At 46.4% G+C, this 25,001-nt stretch carries 23 protein-coding genes; 6 read left to right on the plus strand and 17 right to left on the minus strand.

Annotation, left to right across the window (positions count from 1 at the left end):
• Nucleotides 1–510: 510 nt before the first annotated feature.
• The 6 genes from MHH48_RS18520 to sufC form a co-directional block, all read right to left on the minus strand.
• Nucleotides 511–1,005, minus strand: a complete 495-nt coding sequence (locus MHH48_RS18520; protein ID WP_306023980.1) for a MarR family transcriptional regulator — start codon at nt 1,003–1,005, stop codon at nt 511–513.
• 292 nt (nt 1,006–1,297) lie between these two features.
• Complete coding sequence (locus MHH48_RS18525) at nt 1,298–2,473, minus strand: DHA2 family efflux MFS transporter permease subunit (protein WP_179090591.1); 1,176 nt, start codon at nt 2,471–2,473, stop codon at nt 1,298–1,300.
• A gap of 197 nt (nt 2,474–2,670) precedes the next feature.
• Nucleotides 2,671–3,420, minus strand: a complete 750-nt coding sequence (gpmA, locus tag MHH48_RS18530) for a 2,3-diphosphoglycerate-dependent phosphoglycerate mutase (protein WP_076321435.1) — start codon at nt 3,418–3,420, stop codon at nt 2,671–2,673.
• A 63-nt stretch (nt 3,421–3,483) separates the two neighbouring features.
• Entirely contained in the window at nt 3,484–4,881 is a 1,398-nt protein-coding gene (sufB, locus tag MHH48_RS18535) for a Fe-S cluster assembly protein SufB (protein WP_076321436.1), read from the minus strand.
• A gap of 15 nt (nt 4,882–4,896) precedes the next feature.
• The gene (sufD, locus tag MHH48_RS18540) at nt 4,897–6,213 is read right to left on the minus strand and encodes a Fe-S cluster assembly protein SufD (RefSeq protein ID WP_076321437.1); all 1,317 of its coding nucleotides are present in this window, start codon (nt 6,211–6,213) and stop codon (nt 4,897–4,899) included.
• Nucleotides 6,214–6,230: 17 nt separating this feature from the next.
• Entirely contained in the window at nt 6,231–7,058 is an 828-nt protein-coding gene (gene sufC, locus MHH48_RS18545; RefSeq protein WP_076321438.1) for a Fe-S cluster assembly ATPase SufC, read from the minus strand.
• Between the two features lie 232 nt (nt 7,059–7,290).
• On the opposite strand from sufC, the gene MHH48_RS18550 reads away from it, so the two are divergent.
• Nucleotides 7,291–7,683 carry a metalloregulator ArsR/SmtB family transcription factor gene (locus tag MHH48_RS18550; protein WP_076321439.1) on the plus strand — a complete coding sequence of 131 codons (393 nt, stop codon included), beginning with the start codon at nt 7,291–7,293 and terminating at the stop codon, nt 7,681–7,683.
• Nucleotides 7,684–7,733: 50 nt separating this feature from the next.
• Here MHH48_RS18550 and MHH48_RS18555 read toward each other — a convergent pair whose 3' ends face one another.
• Nucleotides 7,734–9,632 (minus strand): heavy metal translocating P-type ATPase, encoded by a 1,899-nt coding sequence (locus MHH48_RS18555; RefSeq protein ID WP_076321440.1) that lies wholly within the window; start codon nt 9,630–9,632, stop codon nt 7,734–7,736.
• Between the two features lie 134 nt (nt 9,633–9,766).
• A complete protein-coding gene (locus tag MHH48_RS18560) occupies nt 9,767–9,985 on the minus strand; it encodes a cation transporter (RefSeq protein ID WP_076321441.1) in 219 nt (72 codons plus the stop codon).
• Between the two features lie 303 nt (nt 9,986–10,288).
• Between MHH48_RS18560 and MHH48_RS18565 the strand changes: the two genes are divergently transcribed.
• On the plus strand, nt 10,289–11,242 hold the full coding sequence (locus tag MHH48_RS18565; RefSeq protein WP_076321442.1) for an AraC family transcriptional regulator: 954 nt from the start codon (nt 10,289–10,291) through the stop codon (nt 11,240–11,242).
• On the opposite strand, the gene MHH48_RS18570 is transcribed toward MHH48_RS18565, so the two are convergent.
• From MHH48_RS18570 to MHH48_RS18585, 4 genes are all read right to left on the minus strand, one after another.
• Nucleotides 11,239–11,388, minus strand: coding sequence for a hypothetical protein (locus MHH48_RS18570; RefSeq protein WP_179090592.1), 150 nt, complete (start codon nt 11,386–11,388; stop codon nt 11,239–11,241). The two genes, MHH48_RS18565 and MHH48_RS18570, sit on opposite strands and share 4 nt — an antisense overlap.
• 20 nt (nt 11,389–11,408) lie before the next feature.
• A complete protein-coding gene (locus tag MHH48_RS18575; protein WP_076321443.1) occupies nt 11,409–12,359 on the minus strand; it encodes a LacI family DNA-binding transcriptional regulator in 951 nt (316 codons plus the stop codon).
• Between the two features lie 380 nt (nt 12,360–12,739).
• Nucleotides 12,740–12,865, minus strand: a complete 126-nt coding sequence (locus MHH48_RS18580; RefSeq protein WP_256720431.1) for a hypothetical protein — start codon at nt 12,863–12,865, stop codon at nt 12,740–12,742.
• The gene (locus tag MHH48_RS18585) at nt 12,862–13,293 is read right to left on the minus strand and encodes a DUF5946 family protein (protein WP_076321444.1); all 432 of its coding nucleotides are present in this window, start codon (nt 13,291–13,293) and stop codon (nt 12,862–12,864) included. The genes MHH48_RS18580 and MHH48_RS18585 overlap by 4 nt, the downstream gene beginning before the upstream one ends.
• Nucleotides 13,294–13,656: 363 nt before the next feature.
• Between MHH48_RS18585 and MHH48_RS18590 the strand changes: the two genes are divergently transcribed.
• On the plus strand, nt 13,657–14,568 hold the full coding sequence (locus tag MHH48_RS18590) for a DMT family transporter (protein ID WP_076321445.1): 912 nt from the start codon (nt 13,657–13,659) through the stop codon (nt 14,566–14,568).
• Nucleotides 14,569–14,744: 176 nt separating this feature from the next.
• Here MHH48_RS18590 and MHH48_RS18595 read toward each other — a convergent pair whose 3' ends face one another.
• Nucleotides 14,745–15,575: an acyltransferase domain-containing protein gene (locus MHH48_RS18595; protein ID WP_076321446.1), complete on the minus strand. Its 831-nt coding sequence runs from the start codon at nt 15,573–15,575 to the stop codon at nt 14,745–14,747.
• 255 nt (nt 15,576–15,830) lie between these two features.
• Here MHH48_RS18595 and MHH48_RS18600 point away from each other — a divergent pair, with 255 nt between their 5' ends.
• Nucleotides 15,831–16,745, plus strand: coding sequence for a dihydrodipicolinate synthase family protein (locus tag MHH48_RS18600; protein ID WP_076321447.1), 915 nt, complete (start codon nt 15,831–15,833; stop codon nt 16,743–16,745).
• Nucleotides 16,746–16,999: 254 nt separating this feature from the next.
• Here the strand turns inward: MHH48_RS18600 and MHH48_RS18605 are convergent, their stop codons facing one another.
• On the minus strand, nt 17,000–18,025 hold the full coding sequence (locus MHH48_RS18605; protein ID WP_076322145.1) for an SGNH/GDSL hydrolase family protein: 1,026 nt from the start codon (nt 18,023–18,025) through the stop codon (nt 17,000–17,002).
• Nucleotides 18,026–18,292: 267 nt separating this feature from the next.
• Here MHH48_RS18605 and MHH48_RS18610 point away from each other — a divergent pair, with 267 nt between their 5' ends.
• On the plus strand, nt 18,293–19,354 hold the full coding sequence (locus MHH48_RS18610) for a GntR family transcriptional regulator (protein WP_076321448.1): 1,062 nt from the start codon (nt 18,293–18,295) through the stop codon (nt 19,352–19,354).
• 42 nt (nt 19,355–19,396) lie between these two features.
• Complete coding sequence (locus MHH48_RS18615) at nt 19,397–20,404, plus strand: SGNH/GDSL hydrolase family protein (RefSeq protein WP_076321449.1); 1,008 nt, start codon at nt 19,397–19,399, stop codon at nt 20,402–20,404.
• 411 nt (nt 20,405–20,815) lie between these two features.
• Here the strand turns inward: MHH48_RS18615 and MHH48_RS18620 are convergent, their stop codons facing one another.
• The 3 genes from MHH48_RS18620 to MHH48_RS18630 form a co-directional block, all read right to left on the minus strand.
• Nucleotides 20,816–22,354, minus strand: a complete 1,539-nt coding sequence (locus MHH48_RS18620) for an extracellular solute-binding protein (protein ID WP_076321450.1) — start codon at nt 22,352–22,354, stop codon at nt 20,816–20,818.
• Nucleotides 22,355–22,802: 448 nt separating this feature from the next.
• Nucleotides 22,803–23,714, minus strand: coding sequence for a carbohydrate ABC transporter permease (locus tag MHH48_RS18625; RefSeq protein ID WP_076321451.1), 912 nt, complete (start codon nt 23,712–23,714; stop codon nt 22,803–22,805).
• A gap of 126 nt (nt 23,715–23,840) precedes the next feature.
• Nucleotides 23,841–24,752, minus strand: a complete 912-nt coding sequence (locus MHH48_RS18630) for an ABC transporter permease subunit (protein ID WP_256720432.1) — start codon at nt 24,750–24,752, stop codon at nt 23,841–23,843.
• Between the last annotated feature and the right edge of the window lie 249 nt (nt 24,753–25,001).

Here is a 25,001-nt window from a genome sequence, read left to right on the forward strand (position 1 = left end):
GCTTACGATGGATTTCGTCAATCCATTCATGTTCTTTCATCCTAGTTTTCGAATGGAACGACATGCTTCGTGATAGGAAGAAATCGAATGTGCACGCTCCGTTCAATCCCTAAGTTCAGAATCCGTTTTTGCACCGATGGTCTCTTGGGCACCCCGACATTCCGCTAATCCGAATTAAGATGCTATTTGTCCAAATGTTGAGTCTTCCATATCAGTCAAATTTAGTATTTCACATACGGTTCGAGCATTTAATTTTTTTTAAAAAAATCTTTTACGTTGCTTTTGCACGTCGTTTTGCATCCTAATTGCACTTAAATACGGATTAAAGTCTGTTGAAGATATGCTTAAATACAAAAAAAGCCACATTTCATGTGACTTTCAAGATACCATGCTCTTGTCGTCCGATAGGAATGTGAACACTTTTGTATCATTAGACATTTACGCTGTCGGAGGACTAGAAACATCTATCAAAAGTTGAATAACCAATTCACGAGGCATCAGGCCGCTCGCCTACTCCTGGTCTTTGTTAGCCCAATGCGAGGATACGCTTTGCAGAAATCGCAGAATAACGTGTAATTCCGCTTCCTTAAACGGCTCAAGCAGCTGCATAAACCTCTCCTCCTCCAGCTTGTGAAGCTGTTGATGAAGCTCAAAAACCCGTCTGCCCTTCTCCGTTAAACTGAAGTAGACTTCCTTCTTATTATCATTCAGTTGCCTTCGATGGATATAGCCTTCCTCCAACAGCTTCGCGCTGATCTTCGTAATGCCGGCCTTGGACAATTTCATCTTCTCTGCAAGCGCCGTATTGTTAATCGGCTCGTTGTTGCCGATGCAGTCGATCACGTGCACGCTAGTCAAATGACGCGGGATCGACTCCAATTGCTGCTCTTGTGCATAACGAAAAATCTTGTCCTGCTCCGATTCGATCCTTTGCTCGCTCAGATGCACAAAATGAACAACCTGATCCTGGACCAGCCATTTGATCGTCTCCAATGAATTCATCATCTCGCACCTTCCGTAACACAAATTATTCTTAACCGAGAAACAATCGTATCATGTTCCGATACCAGGGAGCAACGTTCCTCTACCAAAGATACGAGATGGTTAACGCACGGGATTCCTTTAGGCTCTGTCGATTCCCCGTTCCTTCTGCCGCGCTTTGCGAATTGCAAAAACAAATGGTAGTGCCAGCACGACAATAAGCGTTGATAAAATGTTCAAATCGTTGATGCCCATCGTTGTGGACAGGTGGGCCAAGTTCGGTCCGACTTCCCCATCGGTCAGCCTTGCGGCGTGGTCAGCCGTACGTGAAGATAGTAGCGTGGTGAATAGAGCCACACCGAACGATACGAATACATTCCGCGGAGGCGTGTCCGATATATTCGCGGGAAATCTCCTCCATCCCGGCCGTCGTCGCCGGCATCAGCACCAGGGCGAGACCTAGACTGCGGACCGTCATCCACAAGAGCGTATAAGCAGATGAGCTGTCGATTTTCAGCCACGCTAGCGGCAAATTTCCTGCGGCCATCAACAGTACGCCAACAAGCAGTAACGGCATGGGGCCAACCACTTTGTACAGCCGACCGACAACCAAGGACATAATCGCCATGGCACATGTAGCTGGTAACAGAATCATCCCCGAATCAAGTGGCGAATGTCCCTGAACATTTTGCAAGAAAACGGGAACGAGGAGCATGCCCGAAAAAAAGTTGATCATCACGATACACAGCAATATCACCGTCGACGTGAATCGCCGATTCAGAAATACTTTGAGCTGTAGAAGCGGCGTGTCGATTGACATCTCGCGCCAAAGAAACAGCGCTAGCGCCAATAGCCCGCCTCCCAGACAAAGCAGCGTACTGGCCGAGCCCCATCCCCAACCGGAGCCTTGCGACAACGTGATCAACAGCAGCGAACTTGCGGCGATGACCGTCAGAAGCCCCCATACATCGAAACCCTTCGGTACTTTCAGACGATAGTAAGGAATGAAGAAAACGGCAACAACGATCGCAAGCACGCCAAGCGGTACATTGGTCCAGAAGAGCCACTTCCAGGAGCCGTGCTGGATAAGCCAACCTGCGTAAGTCGGTCCAATGGCTGGCGCCACGATCGAAGCTGCGATCCAGATGCTCATGGCGACAGACTGCTGATGCCTGGGGATGATTTGAAATATCATGGTCATCGACGCCGGCACGATTATACCGCAGAACGCGCCCTGAACAATGCGGAATGCGATCAGCATCGACGCGTTCCAAGACAAGGCGCACAGTACGGAAGCAACCGTCATGCCGAGCAAGGCGAAAATATACAATCGCTTGTAACTGAAGCGTTGGCCGAAATAGCCAGCTGTAGGCGCGAAGGTCCCGAGCGCCAACATGAAGCCGGTCAGTGTCCATTGCACAACACTTAAGTCGGTTGCAAATTCTTTTTGCAAGACCGGCAAAGCTATATTAATCGTATTGCTATTCAACAACGAAAGGAAGTTTCCCATGAAAATCGCTACAATTAATGGTATAAGCTTTAGGGCTTCTGAGTTTGTTGCTCTTGCGTGTTCATTACATTCGTTTTTTTCATAGCAGGTTCTACCGCCCCTCCACTTACATTGTTTACTAGTTAACTAAAATAATAGATCCACACGCATCAGCGACAGTTTCAATCCAATTCTTGCCCTTATTCCATAATCTTATCTGGCTCGGCAACCTGCTTGATCTTACTCTCGAGATGCTCCTCGCTTCCAAGGTAATATCTCTCGACCGGATGTAGTCGGTCATCAAGATTATATACAAGCGGAATACCCGTTGGGATGTTCAAATCAATAATCTCTTTTGAGCTGAGATTTTCCAGAAACATGATTAATGCCCGTAGACTATTGCCATGTGCAGCGATAATGACATTTTTACCCGCTTTAATCTGCGGTGCAATTTCCTTATCCCAATAATCCCTAACCCGAACAACCGTTTCCTTGAGGCTTTCCGTTAACGGGATAAGCTCGTCATCCATGTCGCGATATTTAATATCGTATCTTGGATAACGGGCATCGTCCTTTGTCAAAGCAGGAGGCAGCACATCATAGCTTCTGCGCCATAATTGAACCTGCGCTTCCCCATATTTCTCAGCGGTTGTTGTTTTGCTTAAACCTTGAAGCGCACCATAATGGCGCTCATTAAGCTGCCATGTTTTATATACAGGGATCCACAGCAAATCCATTTCTTCCAGCACATAATCTAGTGTTTTAATCGCTCGCTTTAAATATGAGGTATAGGCTACATCAAATACGAACTGTTCTTCCTTAAGTAATTTGCCGGCATGTAAAGCCTCCTGAATGCCTTTATCCGACAAGTTTACATCCATCCAGCCTGTAAATAAATTTGCTTTGTTCCACAGACTTTCTCCATGTCTAATCAAAACCAATTTATGCATCTCTCTCCCATCCTTTCTGATGAACTCAGTTGCAACCTCATAATTCTGGACAGATGATAGAGCTTACCCTATGCTGCCTTCCATCTCCAGCTTGATGAGCCTGTTCATTTCAACCGCATATTCCATTGGCAGTTCTTTCGTAAACGGCTCGATGAAGCCCATCACAATCATCTGGGTCGCTTCGTCTTCAGACAGGCCTCGACTCATCAAGTAAAAGAGCTGGTCCTCGGATACCTTGGAAACGGTCGCCTCGTGCTCAAGCGTGACATTGTCGTTCTTGATCTCGTTATAAGGGATCGTATCCGACGTGGACTCATTATCAAGAATGAGCGTGTCGCATTTGATGTTCGATTTGGCTCCTGAAGCTTTGCGTCCAAAGGAAGCCAGACCGCGATACGTGACTTTACCACCATGCTTGCTGATCGATTTTGATATGATGGTCGAGGTCGTGTCCGGCGCCAGGTGAATCATTTTGGCCCCGGCATCTTGATGCTGTCCTTTGCCAGCGACTGCAATCGAGAGTACCGAACCCCTGGCTCCGCGGCCTTTTAACAATACGGAAGGGTATTTCATGGTCAGTTTCGAACCAATATTGCCGTCCACCCATTCCATTGTTGCATTTTCTTCGGCTACCGCCCGCTTTGTCACCATGTTGTAAATATTGGGCGCCCAATTCTGAATGGTTGTATATCGCGCACGGGAATTTCGCTTACAGATGATTTCCACAACGGCACTATGTAGCGAATTCGTGCTGTAAATCGGTGCCGTGCAGCCTTCTACATAATGCACAAAGCTGTCCTCTTCCGTAATGATGAGCGTCCTTTCGAATTGTCCCATGTTCTCCGAATTGATGCGGAAGTAAGCTTGCAATGGGACTTCGCATTTTATCCCTTTTGGAACATAAACAAAGCTTCCTCCGGACCATACCGCGCTGTTAAGTGCGGCAAATTTGTTATCGCTCGGCGGAATAATGGTGCCAAAATACTGGCGCAGCAGATCCGGGTGCTCGCGCAGCGCCGTATCCGTGTCTGTGAAGATGACCCCTTGCTCCTCTAACTCTTTCTGGATGCTGTGATACACGACTTCGGATTCATATTGGGCGGACACGCCGGCAAGAAACTTCTGTTCCGCTTCCGGTATGCCAAGCTTGTCAAAGGTTTGCTTAATCTCAATCGGCACTTCCTCCCAGGTCTTCCCCTGCTTCTCGGAAGGCTTGACATAATATTGAATATCATTGAAGTCCAGTGCTCGCAGATCGCCGCCCCATGCAGGCATCGGCATACTTTGGAACAATTCCAGCGATTTCAGACGAAAGTCGAGCATCCAGCCCGGTTCTCCCTTCATCTCCGATATGGTGGCAACAATCTCACGCGTCAGTCCCTTCCCGGATTGAAACACCGCTTGATGCGCATCTTTGAAGCCATACTGATATTCTCCCAGCTCCATCAATTCCTTGGCCATTTATTGTCATCCTCCTTATTCAGATATGCTTGCTTGATCTAGTTCCTTGATTTGCCCCAGCTTATGTTCCACGAGCGCTCGCATCTGAGTGGCTACACCTTCCAGCGGTACTTCGGCCACGACGGGAGCGAGGAAACCATACACGATTAGCCGCTCGGCCTCTACGCGGCTAATGCCTCTGGACATCATATAATACAGCTGTTCCGGATTGACTTGTCCGACGCTGGCGGCGTGTCCGGCTTTCACATCGTCTTCATCAATCAACAGGATCGGATTGGCGTCGCCGCGCGCTTCGGGATGCAGCATCAATATTTTTTCCGTCTGCTGTCCGTTCGCCCCGCTTGCTCCCTTCTCAATTTTGGTGATCCCGTTCAATATTGCGGTTGACTGCTCTCTCATCACTGCTCTGATTACCATATCGCTTGGCGAATTCTTGCCAAAATGGACCGTCCGGGCTGTGATATTCATAGTCTGATTGCCGGATCCTACCAAGATTGATTTTATATCCGAACGTGCCCCTTCGCCTTTGAGTATGGATGCCGTATCGCTCATCGACTTGCCCCAATTCATTTCGCCATTCAACCAATTCACACTTCCGTCTTGTTCAACGATTGCGCGCCGATAAGTCAGGTCGATCACGTCTCTTTCCAGTTGGTGCAATGACACGACATTGACTGCTGCACCTTCGCCAACGAATACTTCCATAATGGCTTGATTCACTGCCACACTCTTATCTAATGAGGACATGGTATTCTCCACCAGCGTTACGGAACTACGCTTCTCGGCTACCACCAAAACATGCGGCATAAAGAGCGTATCGGATTCGTCTACAAAAAATAGCGTCTGCAGCGGGGTCTCTACATGAACCCCCTCAGGAATGTAAATAAAAGCTCCGCCGCTCCAGTGCGCGGCATGCTGCGCAGTAAGCAGATTCTCTTCAGTCTGCACGGCTTGCATGAAATGAGGCTTTACAAGTTCCGGATACTGCCTTGCTGCTGTTTCCAGATCGGTCAAAATAATTCCCTGCTTCTGAAGTTCTTTTGACAAGCACTTAATGAATGGGCCCGAATTCCGCTGTACCAACACATTGTCCGAGTACACCCATTTCCTGATGGATTCCGGCAATTCATCGAAAGACCTCATCTGCTCTGGCTTACGGCAAATCCCTTGCTGCTGTAATGGCCACCGCTGCAGATTCGTCTTTTCCAGCTTGGGTAGCTGCAGGGTGCTGACGGCATCCAAGCCTCTTTTCCTCAACTTGTCCAGCCAATCCGGTTCTGCTTCAAATTGAAGCTGTCCTGATAACTGGTTTTCTGCACTGTTCATTGTCATGTTACGGCTCTCCCCTTTCAGATACGCGGTGACTTGGTTTGCATCGGAATTCGAAACGGCTCTTCTTCATCCGGCGTCGCCGCTTCTTCTGTAATACCCAGCTCTTCTTTGATCCACTCATATCCGTCTGCTTCTAACCGCTCCGCTAATTCCGGCCCTCCAGACTTTACGATGGTTCCTTGCATCATCACATGTACAAAGTCCGGCTTAATATAATTAAGGAGTCGCTGATAGTGCGTAATAATTAAGAATCCTCGGTCTGCACTGCGCAAAGCATTGACCCCTTCAGCGACGATGCGCAGGGCATCGATGTCCAGACCGGAGTCGATTTCATCCAGAATGACCAATGACGGCTCGAGCATTATCATTTGCAAAATTTCATTTCGCTTTTTCTCCCCCCCGGAAAAGCCCTCGTTCAAGTAACGATGCATAAATTCAGGGTTCATCTCCAACGTCTGCATGCTTGCTTCCATCATGCGCACTAATTTGATCAACGAGATTTCCTGGCCTTCTTCACGTTTTGCATTGATCGCACTACGCATGAAATCGGAATTCGTGACTCCCGTGATCTCACTCGGATATTGCATGGCCAGAAACAATCCCGCCCGTGCCCTTTCATCCACTTCCATCTCCAGCAGATCTTCTCCGTTCAATGTAACCATCCCATCCGTCACTTCGTACTTGGGATGCCCCATCAAAGCGGAGGCCAATGTACTCTTCCCTGTTCCATTCGGTCCCATCACGACATGAATTTCTCCGCCGTTTACCGTAAGGCTCAGACCTTTCAAGATTTCCTTACCCTCAACTGCCGCCTTCAATTGTTCTATTCGCAGACTCACTGTCATTTCATCGCCACTCCTTTTCATATGTGTTGATCATATTTTGTTTACTAGTTAACATAATAGTTGATAATGATTCTCATTGTCAACTATCTTTTTGAGAATAACCGTGAATATACCGGTGATGGAAAGCATAAGTCCCGGGATTCCTTGACTAGATATCAGGTAATGCATAGGCTAAAATAGAATGAGCATACTGATCGTTTCATCAAATGAATACTTATTTGAAGGAGTGTCCATGAAAAAAGACAAGGAAATACTTCACGACCACGGACAGGATCTAAGCCATGCTTTAAAGCAAATGCCTGATGTGGAATATTTTCTGGACGGAGCCACCGTCTTTCAACAGCTTTGCGACGGCACACGTTTGCGAATCCTTTGGTTGCTCTGTCATTGCGAGGAGTGCGGGAACAATATTTCAGCCGCTCTTGGCATAAGTGCCGCTTCCGTTTCTCATCACTTGAAATTGCTGAAGCTTCACGGACTGATCAAAAGCAGACGTGCGGGGAAAGAAGTTTATTATTCACTCGCCGACAATGAAAGAGCACGTCTGGTTCATCAAATGATCGATGATTTTTTTCAAATGACTTGTCCGAAGAAAGGACTTGCAGATCACAACCTCAATCGATAAAAAAGGAGGCGTGTTACTCACAGAATCTATCCGGTAACACCCCCTCAACATTAAGCCAGCGCTCTCTCCCCTTGCTCTCGGGCTACTGTTTTTTGCGTATTGAGTTTTTTCACGTTGAGTGCCCGGATTGCGTTGATAATTGCAATGACGGATACTCCAACATCAGCAAATACTGCTCCCCACATGGTTGTGATGCCAAGCGCTCCCAGAACCAGTACAATTCCCTTGACACCCAGAGCAAAAATGATGTTTTGTTTGACGATACGGAGCGTCTTTTTGCTTATCTTCATCACGGTGGCGATTTTGGATGGCTCATCGGTCATGATCACAACATCCGCAGCTTCAATCGCCGCATCGGAACCCAAGCCGCCCATGGCTATGCCGATATCGGCGCGAGCAAGAACAGGTGCGTCATTGATGCCGTCACCGACAAAAGCCAGTTTTCCGTTGGCGCTTTTCTCCTTCATTAATTCTTCCATTCGTTCAACTTTATCCGCTGGCAACAACTCGGTATAGGCTTTGTCTAGTTTGAGCGTTGCGGCAACCTTTTTCCCCACGGCATCGGCATCGCCGGTCAGCATAACGGTCTGCTTGATTCCTGCCGATCTCAAAGCTGCGATAGCGCGCGCAGCGTCCTCCTTAATTTCATCCTCAATGAGGATATATCCTATATACTCCTTGTTTACAGCCAGATGAACTACGGTACCTACAAGATTCTTTTCTTTGTAGGAGATGCGTTCACGTTTCATGAGCTTGGCATTGCCTGCCAACGCGACCTTGCCATCGATCACAGATTTCACACCATGACCGGCGATTTCTTCGATATCTTTGATCCGGGTGGAATCAATGGTTCTACCAAATGCCTTCTTGATACTCTGTGCGATAGGATGGTTGGAGTAATCCTCCGCATAGGCTGCCAATTCCAATAGCTCCTGACCTGTCATTTTGTCGGAATGCATCTCACTGACCGCGAAGCTGCCTTTTGTCAGTGTACCGGTTTTATCAAACACGACCATCTCTGTTCTGGCCATCGCCTCAAGATAGTTGCTTCCCTTCACTAAAACGCCGGATTTGGATGCCCCGCCGATTCCACCAAAAAAGCTGAGCGGTACCGAAATAACCAAAGCACAGGGACAGGAAATGACAAGGAAGGTCAGCGCTCGTTCAATCCACATACCAAATGACTGATCCGTGATAAGCGGTGGAATGATGGCCAAAATAACCGCCGCGAAAACAACGATCGGGGTATAATATCGAGCGAATTTTGTGATAAAGTTTTCACTCTTGCTCTTTTTGTCGGAAGAATTCTCAACTAACTCCAGTATTTTCGCTACCGTGGACTGGCCATATTCTTTGTTCACTTGAATGGTCAATTTACCGGTTTGGTTGATGCAGCCGCTAATCACATTTTCACCGGCGTGTACTTCCCGTGGAACAGACTCTCCCGTAAGAGCTGATGTATCAATTGCGGAGAAACCGTCTGTAACAACACCGTCCAGAGGGATACGCTCTCCAGGCTTCACCACAACGATTTCATTAACCTGTACTTCTTCCGGGTCGACCTGTATCAATTCCCCATTTCTTAGCACATTGGCATAGTCGGGGCGAATATCCATCAGTTCGGATATGGATCTGCGGGATTTGGAAACGGCATAGGATTGAAACAGTTCGCCGACCTGATAAAACAGCATAACAGCGATCCCTTCCGAATACTCGCCAAGACAGAATGCCCCGATCGTGGCCACTGACATCAAGAAGTTCTCGTCGAAGACCTGTCCTCGAGAAATATTTCTTATCGCTTTCCAGATGATGTCTCCTCCAACGATGAGATATGTGGCGAGATATAGCAGAAATTCAGCGATGCCCTCTAACTTTAGGAGTAGTGCCGCTACGAAACCAACAGATGCAATAAGGATACGCACCAACTGTTTTACTTCCTTTTTTGACATGTCTCTATCCTCCTCCTATTTGAAAAAGCAGCGGCTGTATCATCACAACCACTGCTGAATCAAATAGCGCAATTTGAATGTGGCAAACGTTGTTCATTCGTTATGGACCATATCGAGAAACTTGCATCTATCGCTTAAGCCTCAATGGATACATCCGGTTCAAGTTTTTTTATAACCTTCTTGGATTCCTCAAGAACGGCATTAAATTTATCATCCGGAGCCTCCAGAATCATCCTCTGCCCCATAAAGTTAACTTTAACCTCAGTCACATCAGACAGCTTGCGAATACCATTTTCGATCTTCGCCGCGCAATTCGCACAATCCAGATTGCTCAGTTTATAAGTTTTTTTCATAAAAAAACTACTCCCTTCAAATATCGAATTTTTTATAACAATCAAACTATATATCAATCAAATGATCGTTTGATTGTTTAAAAGTATACTCTCTCCAATGTTTTTTTCAATAAAATTTGGAAAGTGAATCTATTTGGGCTAAAAGTTCGACGTTTTGGAATAATTTTTAGCGATACTGGGTTGAACGAACTCCTACTGCCTATGGATTCCCAATGGAAACCCAAGGCTCTAGGAAATTGTCTATTTGAATTCGTATATATTAAGATGGGGTATAGAAATAAAAATTAGAGGAGAAGCCAACCTATGGGAGCATCTGCTTTTTCACATTTTAGTACAGGCATGATTGTTGCACGGAACCATGACCACATTGTTTATCAGCTGGATCCTGAGGATGGGCAAGGTACTGCCTCGGTGTATGCTGTAATGCCTGGTGTTGAAGTGATTAGCTTAAGCTTTCAGGCGAGCCGTTTTATACCAACACTTCACTCCAAACGTAACATTCTGGAACTAAATCACTGTCAAGAAGGACGAGCCGAGTGTAAAATGAAGGACGGGTGCCTGCAATATATAGGCGAAGGTGATTTGTTCATGAACACAATGAGCAACCACAGTGATTGCATTGAGCTTCCATTGGGCTGCTATAAAGGGATAAACATTACGATTGATTTGGAAAAGTTGGCAGAACAGCTATCGGATTATTTGCCCGATCTTCCCATTGATCTTCAAGGAATGGCTAATCGTTTTTTTGTAAACGATGAGTGCTTTTTTATACAGGCCAAGGAAGAGATTCAGCATATCTTCTGTGGTATGTACACGGTTCCTATCGAGGCCAAATCCACTTATTTCCGGCTTAAAGTACTAGAAATGTTAATATATCTTTATTACTTTGATATAGCCAGTGAGACACAAAAGACGATTTATGCCCGACAGCAAGTTGATATTATCAAACAGATTCAAAAGAGAATGACAGAAGATTTCGAACGAAGATTTACGATTGAGGAACTAGCTCAGCAATACTGTATCAGTCCTACTGTACTAAAGACTACTTTCAAAGGAGTATACGGCGTTTCCATTGCGGCATATATGAAAGAATATCGGATCAGGCAGGCTGCTTCCATGTTACATAAGACTTCAAAGAGCATCGGGGATATTGCCTTGGCGGTGGGGTACAAAAGTCAGAGTAAATTCGGGGCTGCTTTTAAAGAGATTTATGAAATGAGTCCTCTCGAATATCGAAATCAAATCAAATCAGATTAAATTAACTTCCGTTGAATATTGGCAACTGCATCGATAAAACTTAAAAAGCCGCTAAAATAGCGGCTTTCAATGGAACCATGTTTTGCCCATCGACAAAGCTTTAAAACTCTTCTAAAACCTTGGATTTGTCGCCATTCCATCAGCATTATTAAAGATGAGCTCCTAACTATATCGATTGACGTATAATGATGTGGTAAGGAATCTCTACCTTATCCTTTGATTTCTCAATTGTAAGATCAAAGGCTTGTTCACCGACTTTCACCAATTGATGATCAACCGTAGACAGGTGCAGCCCAATTCCAACGGGCTGATTCTCTTGGCCAATGATCGCCAGATCCTCTGGCACCCCCAGTTGTATGCTCCTTGCATACTGATAAATGCCTGTCGCAACCTCATCGCCGTTCGCATAAACAGCGGTTGGTCTAAGATCCATATTAAGTAGTTGTTGTGCTGCTCTTACCCCGTCATCAATGCTGTAGCAATCCGTGATATGGTATGCTGGCGACAGATCACCAAATATATACTGATACGCTTTTATTGTCAGCTGTGTACTATTACTCTCTTCTCCTCTTGCTGTCGTAAAAGCGACTCGTGAATGCCCTCTATCCTTTAACAGTTGAAACGTGTCTACATAAGATGCATATCGATCCATGTAAGCACAGCCAATCTCAGGATGATCCGTAAACTCGCATGCGACGATCGTCCCATACTTGGTATATGGCATAATGGCATCCCAAGTGTTCGAACGGGAGGTAATGATAATTCCATCCAGTTGTTTATTTTTCAGCATATTTAAGCAGCTAAGCTCTTTTTCAGGATCGTACTTTGTAGGGAGAACCATCACGGAATAATCACGTTCAACCGATCGATTAAGTACACCATGAAGCAGTTGATCAAAGGCTTGATTGTTGTTGTACGGCATGATCACACCGATACTTCTTGTTTCCTTTCGGATTAAATCGACAGCTAAGCGATTTGGCGTATAGTCCATTTCATCAATCACACGCTGCACAGCTGCCCGCTTCGATTCAGATACATAAGGATGTTGATTCAGCACCCTTGATACGGTTGATACGGATACTCCTGCACGCTTTGCGATATCATTAATATTTGCCATTGTCACCTTCTCCTATATCTCACACTTCATACACTAGTCTTACACCAAATCAGCATGTAAAACAACAATCAGCTTCCCACAAGTGTAATCACACTAATGGGGACCTTAACCTAGATTGTCGCTTATATCCAATATTCCTTGAAATACACAATTCCCCGGATGTTACATTTAGTTTGTGCAATATAACTCTACTAAAAAAATCAAGAAATAAGCGCAAAAAAGACCCCACCAGTGCCGGAAGAGTCTTTGGTCGTAAAATGCATGTTGGATGTAGTAGACGCGCATTAATACTGAAGTTCGTATCCCTGATCAGAGGCATACTTGCCGGATTGAACGCAGCACTTCGCGATCGAGAGTATTTCCCCTAAAAGGCGTCAGAGTCAGTACGCCGCAATCCGCAATTTGCGCATTCTTCCAAGAATAGATGCTGGCAGCGCTGACCAATCGGTTTTGCTCAAAAGAGCCGCACGCCGTTTGACTTGGTTCTGATTCGCATCATTCATCATAAAACAAGCGCTCCCATCTCTTTAAGCGTCGTACGCCCCCACTGCTCAATGAGCTTACAATAGCTTTCGGCGTCATGCATCTGTACAGCTACGTCGGCAATCGTCATGGTCCAAGCCACCTTGGGGAGAGGCGGCGCATTCACTGGCCTTCGAATCCCCTTGGTGCTCCCTGGTCCTCTGGCCATATCTTGGCGAATCAACCCGGTTGCGTAGCCTTCTTCCAGATGCTTCCGTAACGCGGTTTGGACCCAGACATACATTTCATCGCTATAGCCTTCATGTTGAACCATGTAAGATGCAACAGTGAGAAAGTGAACCTGTCCATAGCTAGGATCGGTGAATTCAAGTGCCATAAATTCGTTAAAAATCGATTGACATGTATTCCCCATAGGTAGATGGGCACTGCATTTTTCGCAAGTATTCGACACGAATTCCCCTCCTAACAGCTCATAATCCCCTCTTTCCTTTAGAATCATAATCCTTAACCTTGCGAGAAAGTCAATACCTAAATGAATGGATTCGCATGGAGCGATTCATTGATCTAAACCTCATATTCATCGGTATATCTTGGCAATTGGTTTTTTTGCGCTGCCTTATTATTTTTGTATATAGTAATTGACATTGTTCAAAGTATGCTTTTATACTGTTAAATGAAACTTAATATCTTACCTAAAACCAATTTGGGATGATGTGGACTTTTCTGGAGAGCAATCTCTCTATTTTCGCCACGCAAAGGCCGTACGGTCGTTTGTGTGGCTTTTTTGCGTTCAACTAAGGAGGATAATGACTTGATGAAATTATGGCACTATGCATTGATCGTTTTTTTAGGAGGCTGCAGTTATGGGGTTTTGTCCACTTTTGTTAAATTGGCATATGCAGCAGGTTTCACCGTGTCCGCAGTAACCGGAGGACAGTATCTCTTCGGAGTTGTGCTTACTTGGCTTGCAGTGTTATTTACTAAAAAGAAAAAACTGACTCGAATACAAACTTCAAGGCTTATCTTATCTGGAGTTCCATTCGGGTTAACGGGCATATTTTATTATCAAGCCTTACAAACTTTAAACGCATCTCTAGCTATCGTTTTTTTGTTCCAATTTGTTTGGATCGGAGCTTTGTTGGAGTGGGGATTCCATAAGAAAAAACCGACCAAGACGAAACTTATTTCCATCGCATTGCTTCTGGTTGGTTCCGTGTTGGCAGCGAATATATTTCAGGAACCCTTGGCGTTGTCATGGCAGGGAAGCCTTTGGGGAATGCTTGCGGCATTATCCTTTTCCACATTCGTTTTTTTGAGTGGCTCGGTTGAAAAAGAGACCCCTCCTATTTTAAAAAGCGCACTTCTTTCCACGGGAGGCGCATTGACCGTATTTATCGTATTTCCGCCAACGTTTTTGTTTGACTTGGATGTACTTATGGGAATCATTCCTTATGGATTAGCTCTGGGCATATTTGGCGGCGTCCTTCCACCACTTCTGTATTCGATTGGAATGCCGCATGTTGGTTCGGGATTGGGAACCATTCTTACGTCTTCCGAATTGCCGGTTGTCATTACCATGTCCTCTTTAGTGCTGGGAGAAGCCATAAACTGGCCTCAGTGGATAGGGGTGATTATTATTCTATACGGGATTGTTAACAGTAACATTCGATTTGATATTTGGAACAAGAAATCTATAAATAGAGCTGACAACCATTATGTAAGCTAAATGTTTGTGTCCAAAAAGCCCGCTGACCAAATGTGATATGCTCCTTTTCATGTAGACAGCGTAAAAAAATATGAATCCCTCAGTTCAATTGAATAGAATTGAGGGATTCTTGCTCTTTTTGCTTATCATTGACGACTTAATGTGGTTCATTAATATCGCAACCCATACGTGCATAGTTAAGTGATGGCCGCATCAATTGTTTCCGGCACATATATACCACAGCCCCGGCCAAGCTTTCCACCATTTTGTAAAAACGCTTTCGCTGCACGCTGCAAACTCGTTCCCTCTCCATATTCGGAAGGATCTGCTGTGACTCGATTGAAGATTCGCTGCTCGGCTTCCCTCGATGCTTCATCGACCTCATAAATATGGAACAGTCGCTGAAAGCGTAGAATGTTCGATTCGGCTTTCAGGATATTATCTAGACCGGGATACAGCAGCCAAGAGCGGCAAGTGTAGATTGGCGGAATGCCTCTAAAGAATGCCCGGGCTAACGAAAAGGAGTGTTCCACCTCTTGCGGGGTTAGCGGCTCCCCTTCCGGGATGTGCACATTCAGCACGAGCTGATGCTTCTCCACTGTCAGGTTCCCTTCCTTTAAGTCGCTTTCAAAAGCAATAGGCTGAAACTGCAGCCTGCCAAGGCGGAATAGCCGGAGCCGGACATGCTCTTGAAGCCAGTTGTACTCCTCAATGCCGTACTCGCCGTAATCCCGGTAACAAACATCGCACCATATCCGAATGTCCGAAAACGTATCGAAATAGATTTTGTCGGCGATTCCCCGAACTCGGTACTCCGCATAAGCATCAAAGGAAAATCTCGCGAAAAGGTAAAGCAGTTTTTGCCTGTACCCGGCTGCTCCTGTAACATGCTGGAAGAATGAATGGCGATCCGTCTGAAAACGTTGCTTTAACTCCGCGTATTCACTCTCCTCCATGCCGTAGTCTACAATGATCCGGACAGCTTCTTCCCCCAGTTGGATTCCTTTGCAAAACTCAAGTAAATGCATGAAATCATCACTCCCCTGAACGCACAGCAACGTCTGCCCTTTAACGAATAAGCGAGGGGCAACCAGTGTTATGGCATCTTGTTTGATTTTAAATCATCTTCCATTTTTTACATATTAATAGCCTTGCCGTTCCCGTAATATTTTCGCAGAAAAATTGGCACTGCTAATTGATTGGAAATTGGCACTGTAAAGTAGTCCAATTCATTTCTTATAATCCAATTATAATTCTTCGCGATTGTAAAGGAGTGTCATTTCATGTTCCACGGATTATCTGCTTTTCCATTAACACCACTTAATGAGACGGGTATTGACGAACAGTCTATTGTGACTTTGATACAACGTTTAGTTAACGTCGGCGTCGACTCCATTGGTGCGCTCGGCTCAACTGGAAATTATGCATACCTGGATCGGGATGAGCGGTCCCGTGTACTTCAACTTGTTATCCATTCAGCAGAAGGAATTCCCGTTATGACGAGTATAAGTGCGATCCGCACCCTTGATGTACTTCGATATGCTGAAGATGCACAAAAATTAGGGGCAAGCGCCGTCTTACTCGCTCCTTTCTCCTATCAAACACTAACGGATGAAGAGGTATTCAAACTATACGAACAAGTGACCCGCTCACTTTCCGTACCATTATGTATATATGATAATCCGAGTACCACCCATTTTCAATTTAGTGATGAGTTACATGGTCGGATCGCTGAACTACCTAACGTCAGTTCGATAAAGATCCCCGGAGTCCCTTCTGATTTAGCGGAAGCTAGATCGCGAGTTAACAATCTACGATCCGCTATTCCTCCCCATGTAACCATAGGGATCAGTGGAGATCCGTTTGGAGTCATTGGCTTGAGTGCAGGCTGTGAAGCGTGGTATTCAGCTCTCGCAGGAACATTTCCAAAAACTTGCCTCCAATTAACTCGTTTAGTCCAGGCAGGGTATCTTGACGAAGCAAAACGATTATCGGACCTTCTAGACCCTCTATGGAAGCTATTCTTTAAATACGGTAGTCTTCGTGTTGTATCTACGGCAGCAGAAATCAGCAAGCTTGTTTCAAGCCCAAGCCTTCCTCTGCCCTTACAGTCTTTGAGCCCATCGGCCAGTAAAGATTTGGAGACCATATTGGTAGATTTGCAGACATTAGAATCCTCCGATACTCCTCTTTTGTAGCTTTTTTTAAATAGCTCGTCACCTGTCATGCAGCAAATTCAATAAGACAGTCTTATAAAAACGACCGTCCCCATATTCAATCAGGGAACGGTCGTATTTATTTCGTTCTTCTCGTTTCTTTTCCTCCGAAAGCTGAATTTTGATCGAGCTGAATGAATCCATTATTTCGAGAAAAGACCCACGCTCCAGGTTATACCATGATGCTGCTCATGTATTCGCCGCCCTGATTTAGCGACTCTGTTAAATCAATGAATTCAGAACACGCATTCCGTTGCGATCAACGGACGCTTAAGCAGTTCCCATCCGGTCTTGGCGGATATAAAAGAGGCAAGCTCCAAGCCCATTCGGTAATGCGTCTGATAGCCGGGATGATATCGGCCGCCCCATCCTTCCACCTCCGGATGAATCAATCCTAAATCAACTACGAATACCTTCCCGTTTCCGCTTTGATTGAAATAGGACACGACCTTATTCACGCTGGCAAGATAGTTGTTATTCATGGTTCCGACACAGCAAAAGACGTAGGGATCGTTATACTTTTCCAGGATAACCTGAATGAATTCAATATAAGCGGCAATATATGCCTCATCGTCAATTGGCGTAGAATAATCGTTCTGGCCCAAATTAATGACGATTCCATCAGGCATATACCGGGAAAAGTCCCATGGCGCCGTCCCTTTGCCGAGTGTCCCTGAAAAATGTTCCGGCAATCCTTGCTTGTTCCCTACCGCATCCTGCCAAACGCCAATTCCGCATATGGCCATCGTATGATATTCCGCATTCAACATTCTGGCGCTGATCCCGACATAGGACATGTATCCGTCGTCAAGATGCGGAGCTTCAGCGAGCACATGCGGATGACCGATCCCTGCTCCATCCGTGATGGAATCCCCAAAGTATTCAAGATGGACAGGTTTTGCCGCAGGCGGGGCAAGGAAGCTTCCGCCGTCAGGCAGAGAAAAATGATGAAATGCTATACTTCCGGTGAGGATCCCCGTTCGCTTGTGGATCTCTAAAGTGTGTTCACCCTCCGGCAGCCCCTGTTCGATTATGTATTCATGTACTCCCTTCTTCAAATTGATCCAATTACGAGCGACACCGTCCACTACGATTTCAACATAATCCTGGTCGTTGGAATCCTCAGCCGTCATCGAGATGGCCGTACCTCGGAAGGCAACAAAAACCGCGCTGTTGACCCATCCGCATTTCGGCTTCTCTTTCTCGGTCAGATCGAATCTCCCCATCAGCCTGGCATATTTGATAAAACTAAACTCCAACATAATTCCTCCCTTCAGCTTTTGCATAGACTAACGAAATCCTTATAGTAAATTAATGTATACTTTATTTTGTTGATAACTATATTTATATTATCAATCGATATACTTTTAGTCAATTACTAAGTAATGAAACCCCCTTAATTTATACGTATACATATGCATGAAATTCAAGATAACAGCCTTGATTTCAATGGATTAATAAAGTATACTTTTATAAAATCATTTGAAATACCGTGATTAAGCACCATTCTGTAAAAGAGGAGAATTTTTGTGAACGAGCCGAAGTACATGAAGGTAAAACAAGCGCTGCTGCATCAGATTCAAGTCGGCAAGCTTCGCTCTGGCGATAAGCTGCCGAATGAAGAAGATCTTTTGAAACAATTTCATGTAAGCGGAATAACGATTCGAAAAGCAATGACGGAACTGGCCAACGAGGGCGTAATCACCAGAATCAAAAGAAAGGGCTCTTTTGTAAATGGAGATCAAGCCGCAGACCATTCGAGTCACTTGATCGCGTTCATTTTATCGGCGGAGGACAATTACGATGTATCGTATATGAAAATCATCAAAGGCGCCCAGCAAGTAGCCGCCGAATTCAATTACTCTTTAATCGTGGAATGGAGCAACGAAAATTTGGCCGTTGAACAAGCATCCATTCAGAAAATGCTGGACCGGAAAGTCGACGGCTTCTTGATTTATCCGTTCGATCCGATCCAGAGCAAGGATAACTACCTATTCATCGAACAAAATAACATCCCCTATCTATTGGTAGACCGGTACAATGTGGATCATCCCAGCTATTTTTCCGGATGCAACAATTATGACGGAGCGATCCTGGCTACCCGGGAGCTGATCCGTCTGAAGCACACCAAAATAAAGTTCGCAAGCTATCACTTCTTCCTTCATTCCGAGCAGGAGCGGTTCGCCGGCTATTGCAGCGCCATGCGTCAGGCTGGACTTCCGGTGACGGACGATCATTTGTTGACCCGGATAGATTATGAGGCATTGGCCGACAGCATATTGAAGCGGAATGTCACCGCTTTGTTTTGCTCCAATGACAAGCTCGCCATTGAAACCATCGAACAACTGACCCGCCGTGGCGTTAGAATCCCGCAGGATGTTTCCATTATGGGATTCGATGATTGGGACCATGCCGGCAACCTCTCGATCGGATTATCTACCGTTCGGCAAGACTTCGAGGAAATCGGCAGAAACGCTGCGCATTTACTCCACCAGGTTATTCAGGGCAAAACCCATGGAGGCAGCACGAAAATATTGTCAGGTGTTTCTTTGGTGATCCGGGAGTCTACATTCGAGAATCCTTACGGGTAACGTTGTCAACTCAAATAAATCATTGAAAGGAAGGAATGCGTTATGAAATTCGACTTTGCGGCTTCCAGTCTGAGGCACGGGCTCTTTCATCAAGAGCCGGACGGCATCTCCTGTTTTCTTCCCGGAAGCGCGATAACCGTGCGCTTTCAAGGACGGGAAATAACGGCCGAGATCGAGGATGTCAACGGAGAGGGGAAAAGCTGGCTTAACGTCTACATCGACGATCTTCCGGTAAGGGTGATGAGAGTCGATCCGGATAACCGGCTGTACCAGCTTGCGGATGATCTGGAAGACGCGCCCCATACCTTAACGCTGCAGAAACGTACGGAAGCGGCATTCGGCAGCATTAAATTTACCGATTTGACGACGGAACACGGAGCTTTTCTGAGCCCGCCAGCCCCTCTTCCCCATCGCCTGCTCATCATCGGTGATTCGATCACATGCGGCTTCGGCAACGAAGCGCAGATTCCCTGCGACTGCGATGCTTCACGCGAAAATATCGCGCTTGCTTACAGCTCGCTGACCGGTCAACTTTTGAATGCCGAAACTTTGATTGTGGGCGCGTCCGGCACGGGATGCTATCAGAATTTCGGCGGTGGCCAAGAAGGCCGCATGTCGGATTATTTCATGGAAACCATCTGTCCTGATCTCGATCAAAAAGCCATGGATCCGTTTCATCCTGAAATGGTAGTTGTTAATCTCGGGACCAATGATTGGTCCGTGCCCATCGAGCCTGCGGATTACCTTGAACAATATCGCAAATTGACGGGTTTTATTCGCGATAGATATCCATCGGCCCCTTTGTTCTGCGCAATCGGTCCGATGACGCTGGATCCCGCTCCCCATTTGAAGGCTCTCGTCCAGCGTCTCCACGAAGAAGGCGACGACAACATTCATTTCCTGGAGTTTCCGCTCATCAAGCGGCCGGAAGACGGAATGGGAGGCTGCGGGCATCCCTCCGTCAAGAAGCATCGGCAAATGGCCGAACAGTTGGCCGGGACAATCCGTCAGGTTATCTCCGGTCCTGCCCCGTTTACCGGAAGCCGTTAGAAAATAACAACGACCCGCAAAAAGAACCGCTTCCTATGCGAGCGGTCCAATCTTATCAAGGACGATTTCGTCAAAATATCTATACATGCCTCGTAATCACTTTCGATATATTTTGCGAGTCGATGCAGAAAGAAACGGACTAGCGTAAAGTCATACGCTAGTCCGTTTCTGTTTGTTCATTATTCGCCATTTTGAGCTGCTTTCGCTCCACATGGGACACTCCCCATTGATGTAAGGATTCCAAAATCGGGGACAGAGGCATCGTTCTCGAACCGGAATCCACATAAAACGAACTCCACATCATTTCGTAAATAATAAAAAAGCCTGTTGAAGATTTTCAACAGGCTGACCACTTCCTATTGGAAGCGGTCCTTTTTTTGCGGGTCGCTAGTCTCAATGGAAGCAACCCTTTTATTTTGCCAAGAAGGCATCGACCTGATTCTGCAGCTCCGTCTGGATTGGCTTGAGCACCGCTTCGCCTTCCGTTTTGAATCTGGCGAAGTATTCGTCCGGATCAAGCGCGCCGTTAAATAATCCACTATAGTATTTGGCCTGAATAGTCGCAAACTGGGCCACTTCGTTCTTCACCGGAGTCGGATCGAAAGTGAAGCCGGTGAGGATGTCCTTCGTGAAGTTGTCGGCTTTCATAATGAATTGACTGTACTTCTGAGTCTCTTCGTCCGTACCAGCCCACTCCCGCTCTAACGTAGGATTCAACATGAGCTGGAACGAGATGATACCGCCATCGTTGTTCAGCGTTTCGTATTGATGCTCGCCGGTTGATTTCCAGTTCACGCCTTCGATGCCGTGCTCCAGCAAATCATAATTCTCCTGCTTGTTCGCCCAATCGAGGAACATCATCGCGCGGTCTTTATGCTTGCTTGTCTTCACAATGCAGATGAAGTTATCCATCTTGAAATTGGAAAGGTTTTTCCCTTGGGTAAGGTCAAACAGACGCACGGCTTCCAGCTCGCCGCTTGGAACGACCTGTTTCAGTTGGTCGTTGAACGATTGGGGAACCCCAAAGGCCATTTGGGGCGTAGCCGCCACTTTATTCTGAAGCTGCATTTCTGCCGGACTGCTTTTATTCGTCAAAACGTCCTGCGACATGACTTTGTCCACGAACAGCTTGCGGACATCCTGGATGCCGGACCAGATCTTAGGTTCCTGGGTTTCAAAGAAGTTGTAGACCTTACCATCGTTGCCCTTGTAATACAGCATCAGACTGGCTCCAGCAAAATTCGTTGGACGAATGTTGATGCTGGTATCGTCACGGATCAGCCAGTTGACCCAGCTGTAGGTGACGTCGTCTGCGCCTGCGAGTAGCGGTGTAATACCGGACTTACCGTCACGAACGGCATAGAGATAAGTTTTAAGATCCTCATACGTCTTTACGGGCGGCAAGTTGAACTGCTCCCTCAGGTCCTTTCGGATGAAGACCGCTCTCTGTTGGGTATAGGCGCTTCCCAAGGGAACGCCGTAGATGTTGCCGTTAATTTTGTTGGCGTCCCACATTTGTTGCGGCCTCGTCTTTTTCACATTAGGGCCGTATTGGTCCAGCAATTCGCTTAATTCTTCGTAATAGCCCTGGGAAGCCATCGTGTCCAAATGCAGCCACGGGGCATCAAACATCAAATCCACGCTCTCTCCCGAAGCCAGCATGACGTTGGTCTTCTGATTCAGATCGGCAAAGTCGACAAATGTAAATTTAACCTGCGTATTGATTTCGGCTTTTAGTCGCTTGTTGACTTCGGTCAGCACCTCGTCATAGTTAGCCCCCTTTGCCCCCGGAATGACAACCTCCAAAGTGACCGGTTCAAGGGACGGATCGCCGGTTTCCCCGGAATCGCCCGGCGCGGAGGCGTCCCCGCCGGATCCGGAGCACCCGGACAATGCGATGGCTAGTCCGAGCAGCGTCGTCGCCAAGAACTTGCGTTTTGATTTGGCCATGTAAATTACTCCCTTCAAATCATCATCTTATAGTGCGTGTTCAAAAAGTCAGGTTTTCAGGACCAAGAAGATTGGATGAAGCTAGGGACGCCCGGTAGCGCGGCAGCGTAACGGACCGTAATGACCTTATTTGCCCATTTCCCGGCTATTTCCCGCTGTAACGGACTCCAGAGGCCTTATTGGTCCCTCATGGCGGCCATTTAGCCGCTTTTGACCGAAATAAGGTCTCCTCGGTCCGTTAGAATCAGGAACTACCACATAGCGGGCTAATAGCGTTTATGGTGTCCGTTAGCTTACTGGAGGCTACGTGAGCAACTGAAATGTTTCCGCAGGAAACATGCTTCGGGAACATACGCTTTGGCCCGGCTGAATTCAAGATTCGACGTCGAATCCGCTTCATGATCTGCTTCGTCATGCAAAGACGACTTTTTTGAACAACCTCTTATATTCAACCTTTCACCGAACCGAGCGTCAGACCTTTGACAAAATACTTCTGAACCATTGGATAGACAAGTATAATTGGGCCGATCGTCAGGCATACCGTTGCCAACTTGACCCCTTCCGCCGGCGGCAGCGTAAGCACATTGCCGTGATTGAGCGACGTGAGCTGCATCTGCGACATGAGCTGCCGAAGAAGCAGCTGAAGCGGGTACATATCGCTGTTATCGATAAACAGAAGTGACAGCCACCAATCGTTCCAATATTGCAGTGCGTAGAACAAGCTGATCGTTGCAATAACCGGCGTTGAGATCGGCCGGATAATTTTGAAGAAGATCGTCCACTCTCCGGCGCCGTCCATGTTAGCCGATTCGTTCAGCTCATAAGGCAACGAGCGATAGAACGAGACTAAGATAAACGCAAAAAACGGATTCATGACGTAAGGAAGCACAAGCGCCCACAGCGTATCTTTCAGATGCAGCCATTGAACGACCAGAAGATAGAAGCCGACGAGCCCCGAGCCAAACACCATCGGCACGTAGGTCATAAACGAGAGGAAGCCGCGGTATCGGTTCTTCGGATGGGCCAGCACGTAAGCAAACAACGTAGTGACGACGAGGCCGATAACGGTTCCGATGGCTGTTACCGCAATGGTGATGCCATAGCTGGTAAACATTTGCTTGCCCTGAAGGAGGAAACGATACGACTCCAGCGTAAATTCAGCGGGCCAAATGGAGTATCCGTTCACCGCCAAGCTTCGGGTGCTGGAGAACGAATTAATGACCATCAGCCAAAAAGGAAGTAAACAAGCCAGCGCAAATATAATCAAAAACAGTCCGAACAACAACACCGCCATTTTATCGGAGAACTCGGTTGTCCGTTGGACTCGTGGGCGCGGGATCAGAGCGTCCGGACGATTCATTTGGAATTCACCTCCCTTACATTCCGCGAAATTAAAGTGCGTGTCCAAAAAGTCAGCTCAAGATTCGATGTCGAGTCCACTTCATAATTTGCTTTGTCATGGAAAGATGACATTTTGAACAAGCTCTTAAAATAATCTGGAGTCTTTATCGATTTTCCGAACCAACGCATTAAACGAAACGACGGCGATAAGCCCCATGATAGACTGATAGAATATGATAGCCGATGACATGCTAAAATTGCCAAGCTGCCTTAACGCCCGATAGGAATATGTATCGATGACATCAGTCGTCGGGAATAGAATTCCGGTGTCCCCGATAATTCCGTAGATCATGCCGAAATCCCCGTAGAAGATCCGTCCGACTCCCAAAAGGACGAGAATGATGATTTGCGGCTTCAGCAAGGGCAGCGTAATGTATTTCATCTGCTGCAGCCTCGTGGCTCCATCCAGGCGGGCACTCTCATAATAATCGGTGGAGAAACCTGTAATGGCAGCGAGCAGAATAATCGAGTAGTAACCGGCACTCTTCCAGATTCGCGTTAAGGTTAGAATAATCGGCCATACCCAGGGGGTCTGGTACCAATCGACAGCTTGAAGCCCGGTCATGCCCAGCACGCGGTTAATCAGGCCGTCCGTATTGTTGAATAAAATGAATGCCATATACCCGACGACGACCCAGGAAATGAAATAAGGAAGGAAGATGACGGATTGGATCGTGCGTTTAAACCATTTCAAGCGAATCTCATTCAAGAAAAGAGCAATGAGAAGCGCAAAAACCATCTCGAAAATAATGAACAGCGCATTTAAATAAACCGTATTGACCGTCACTTGAATCCAATCCCGATTGGAGAAAAAGAAGCGAAAGTTGTCCAGCCCCACCCAATCACTGCCCCATATGCCTTTGCTGATCTGAAAGTCCTTGAACGCTAGCAGATGTCCGGACAGAGGAACATAGGAGAAGACAACGAGAAAGATGATTCCCGGTATCGCCATCGTATACAAGCCCCGGTTCTTTACAAGATCCCTAAACATTCTCAATTTATAGTATCCCTCCATTCGATCTGGTCTGTCCGATGTGGCCATATCCTGACAGTGTTTATTATGTACGGAAGGAGGAATTCGGAATAGTCCTCATTGTGTCACAAAGGGTATTCAACTTAAGGATTGTGCGGTAAATCGGGCTTTCAGCATCATCTTAATTTCTACTTTGTCAAAATGAGGACTTCACACAAGGGTCAGGATATGATTGAGTAAAGAGGTCACGGCTCATTTCTTCTATCGAACCGT

Origin of the sequence: Paenibacillus sp. FSL F4-0100 (assembly GCF_037993005.1) — a bacterium.
Taxonomy (GTDB): Bacteria; Bacillota; Bacilli; order Paenibacillales; family Paenibacillaceae; genus Paenibacillus_AQ.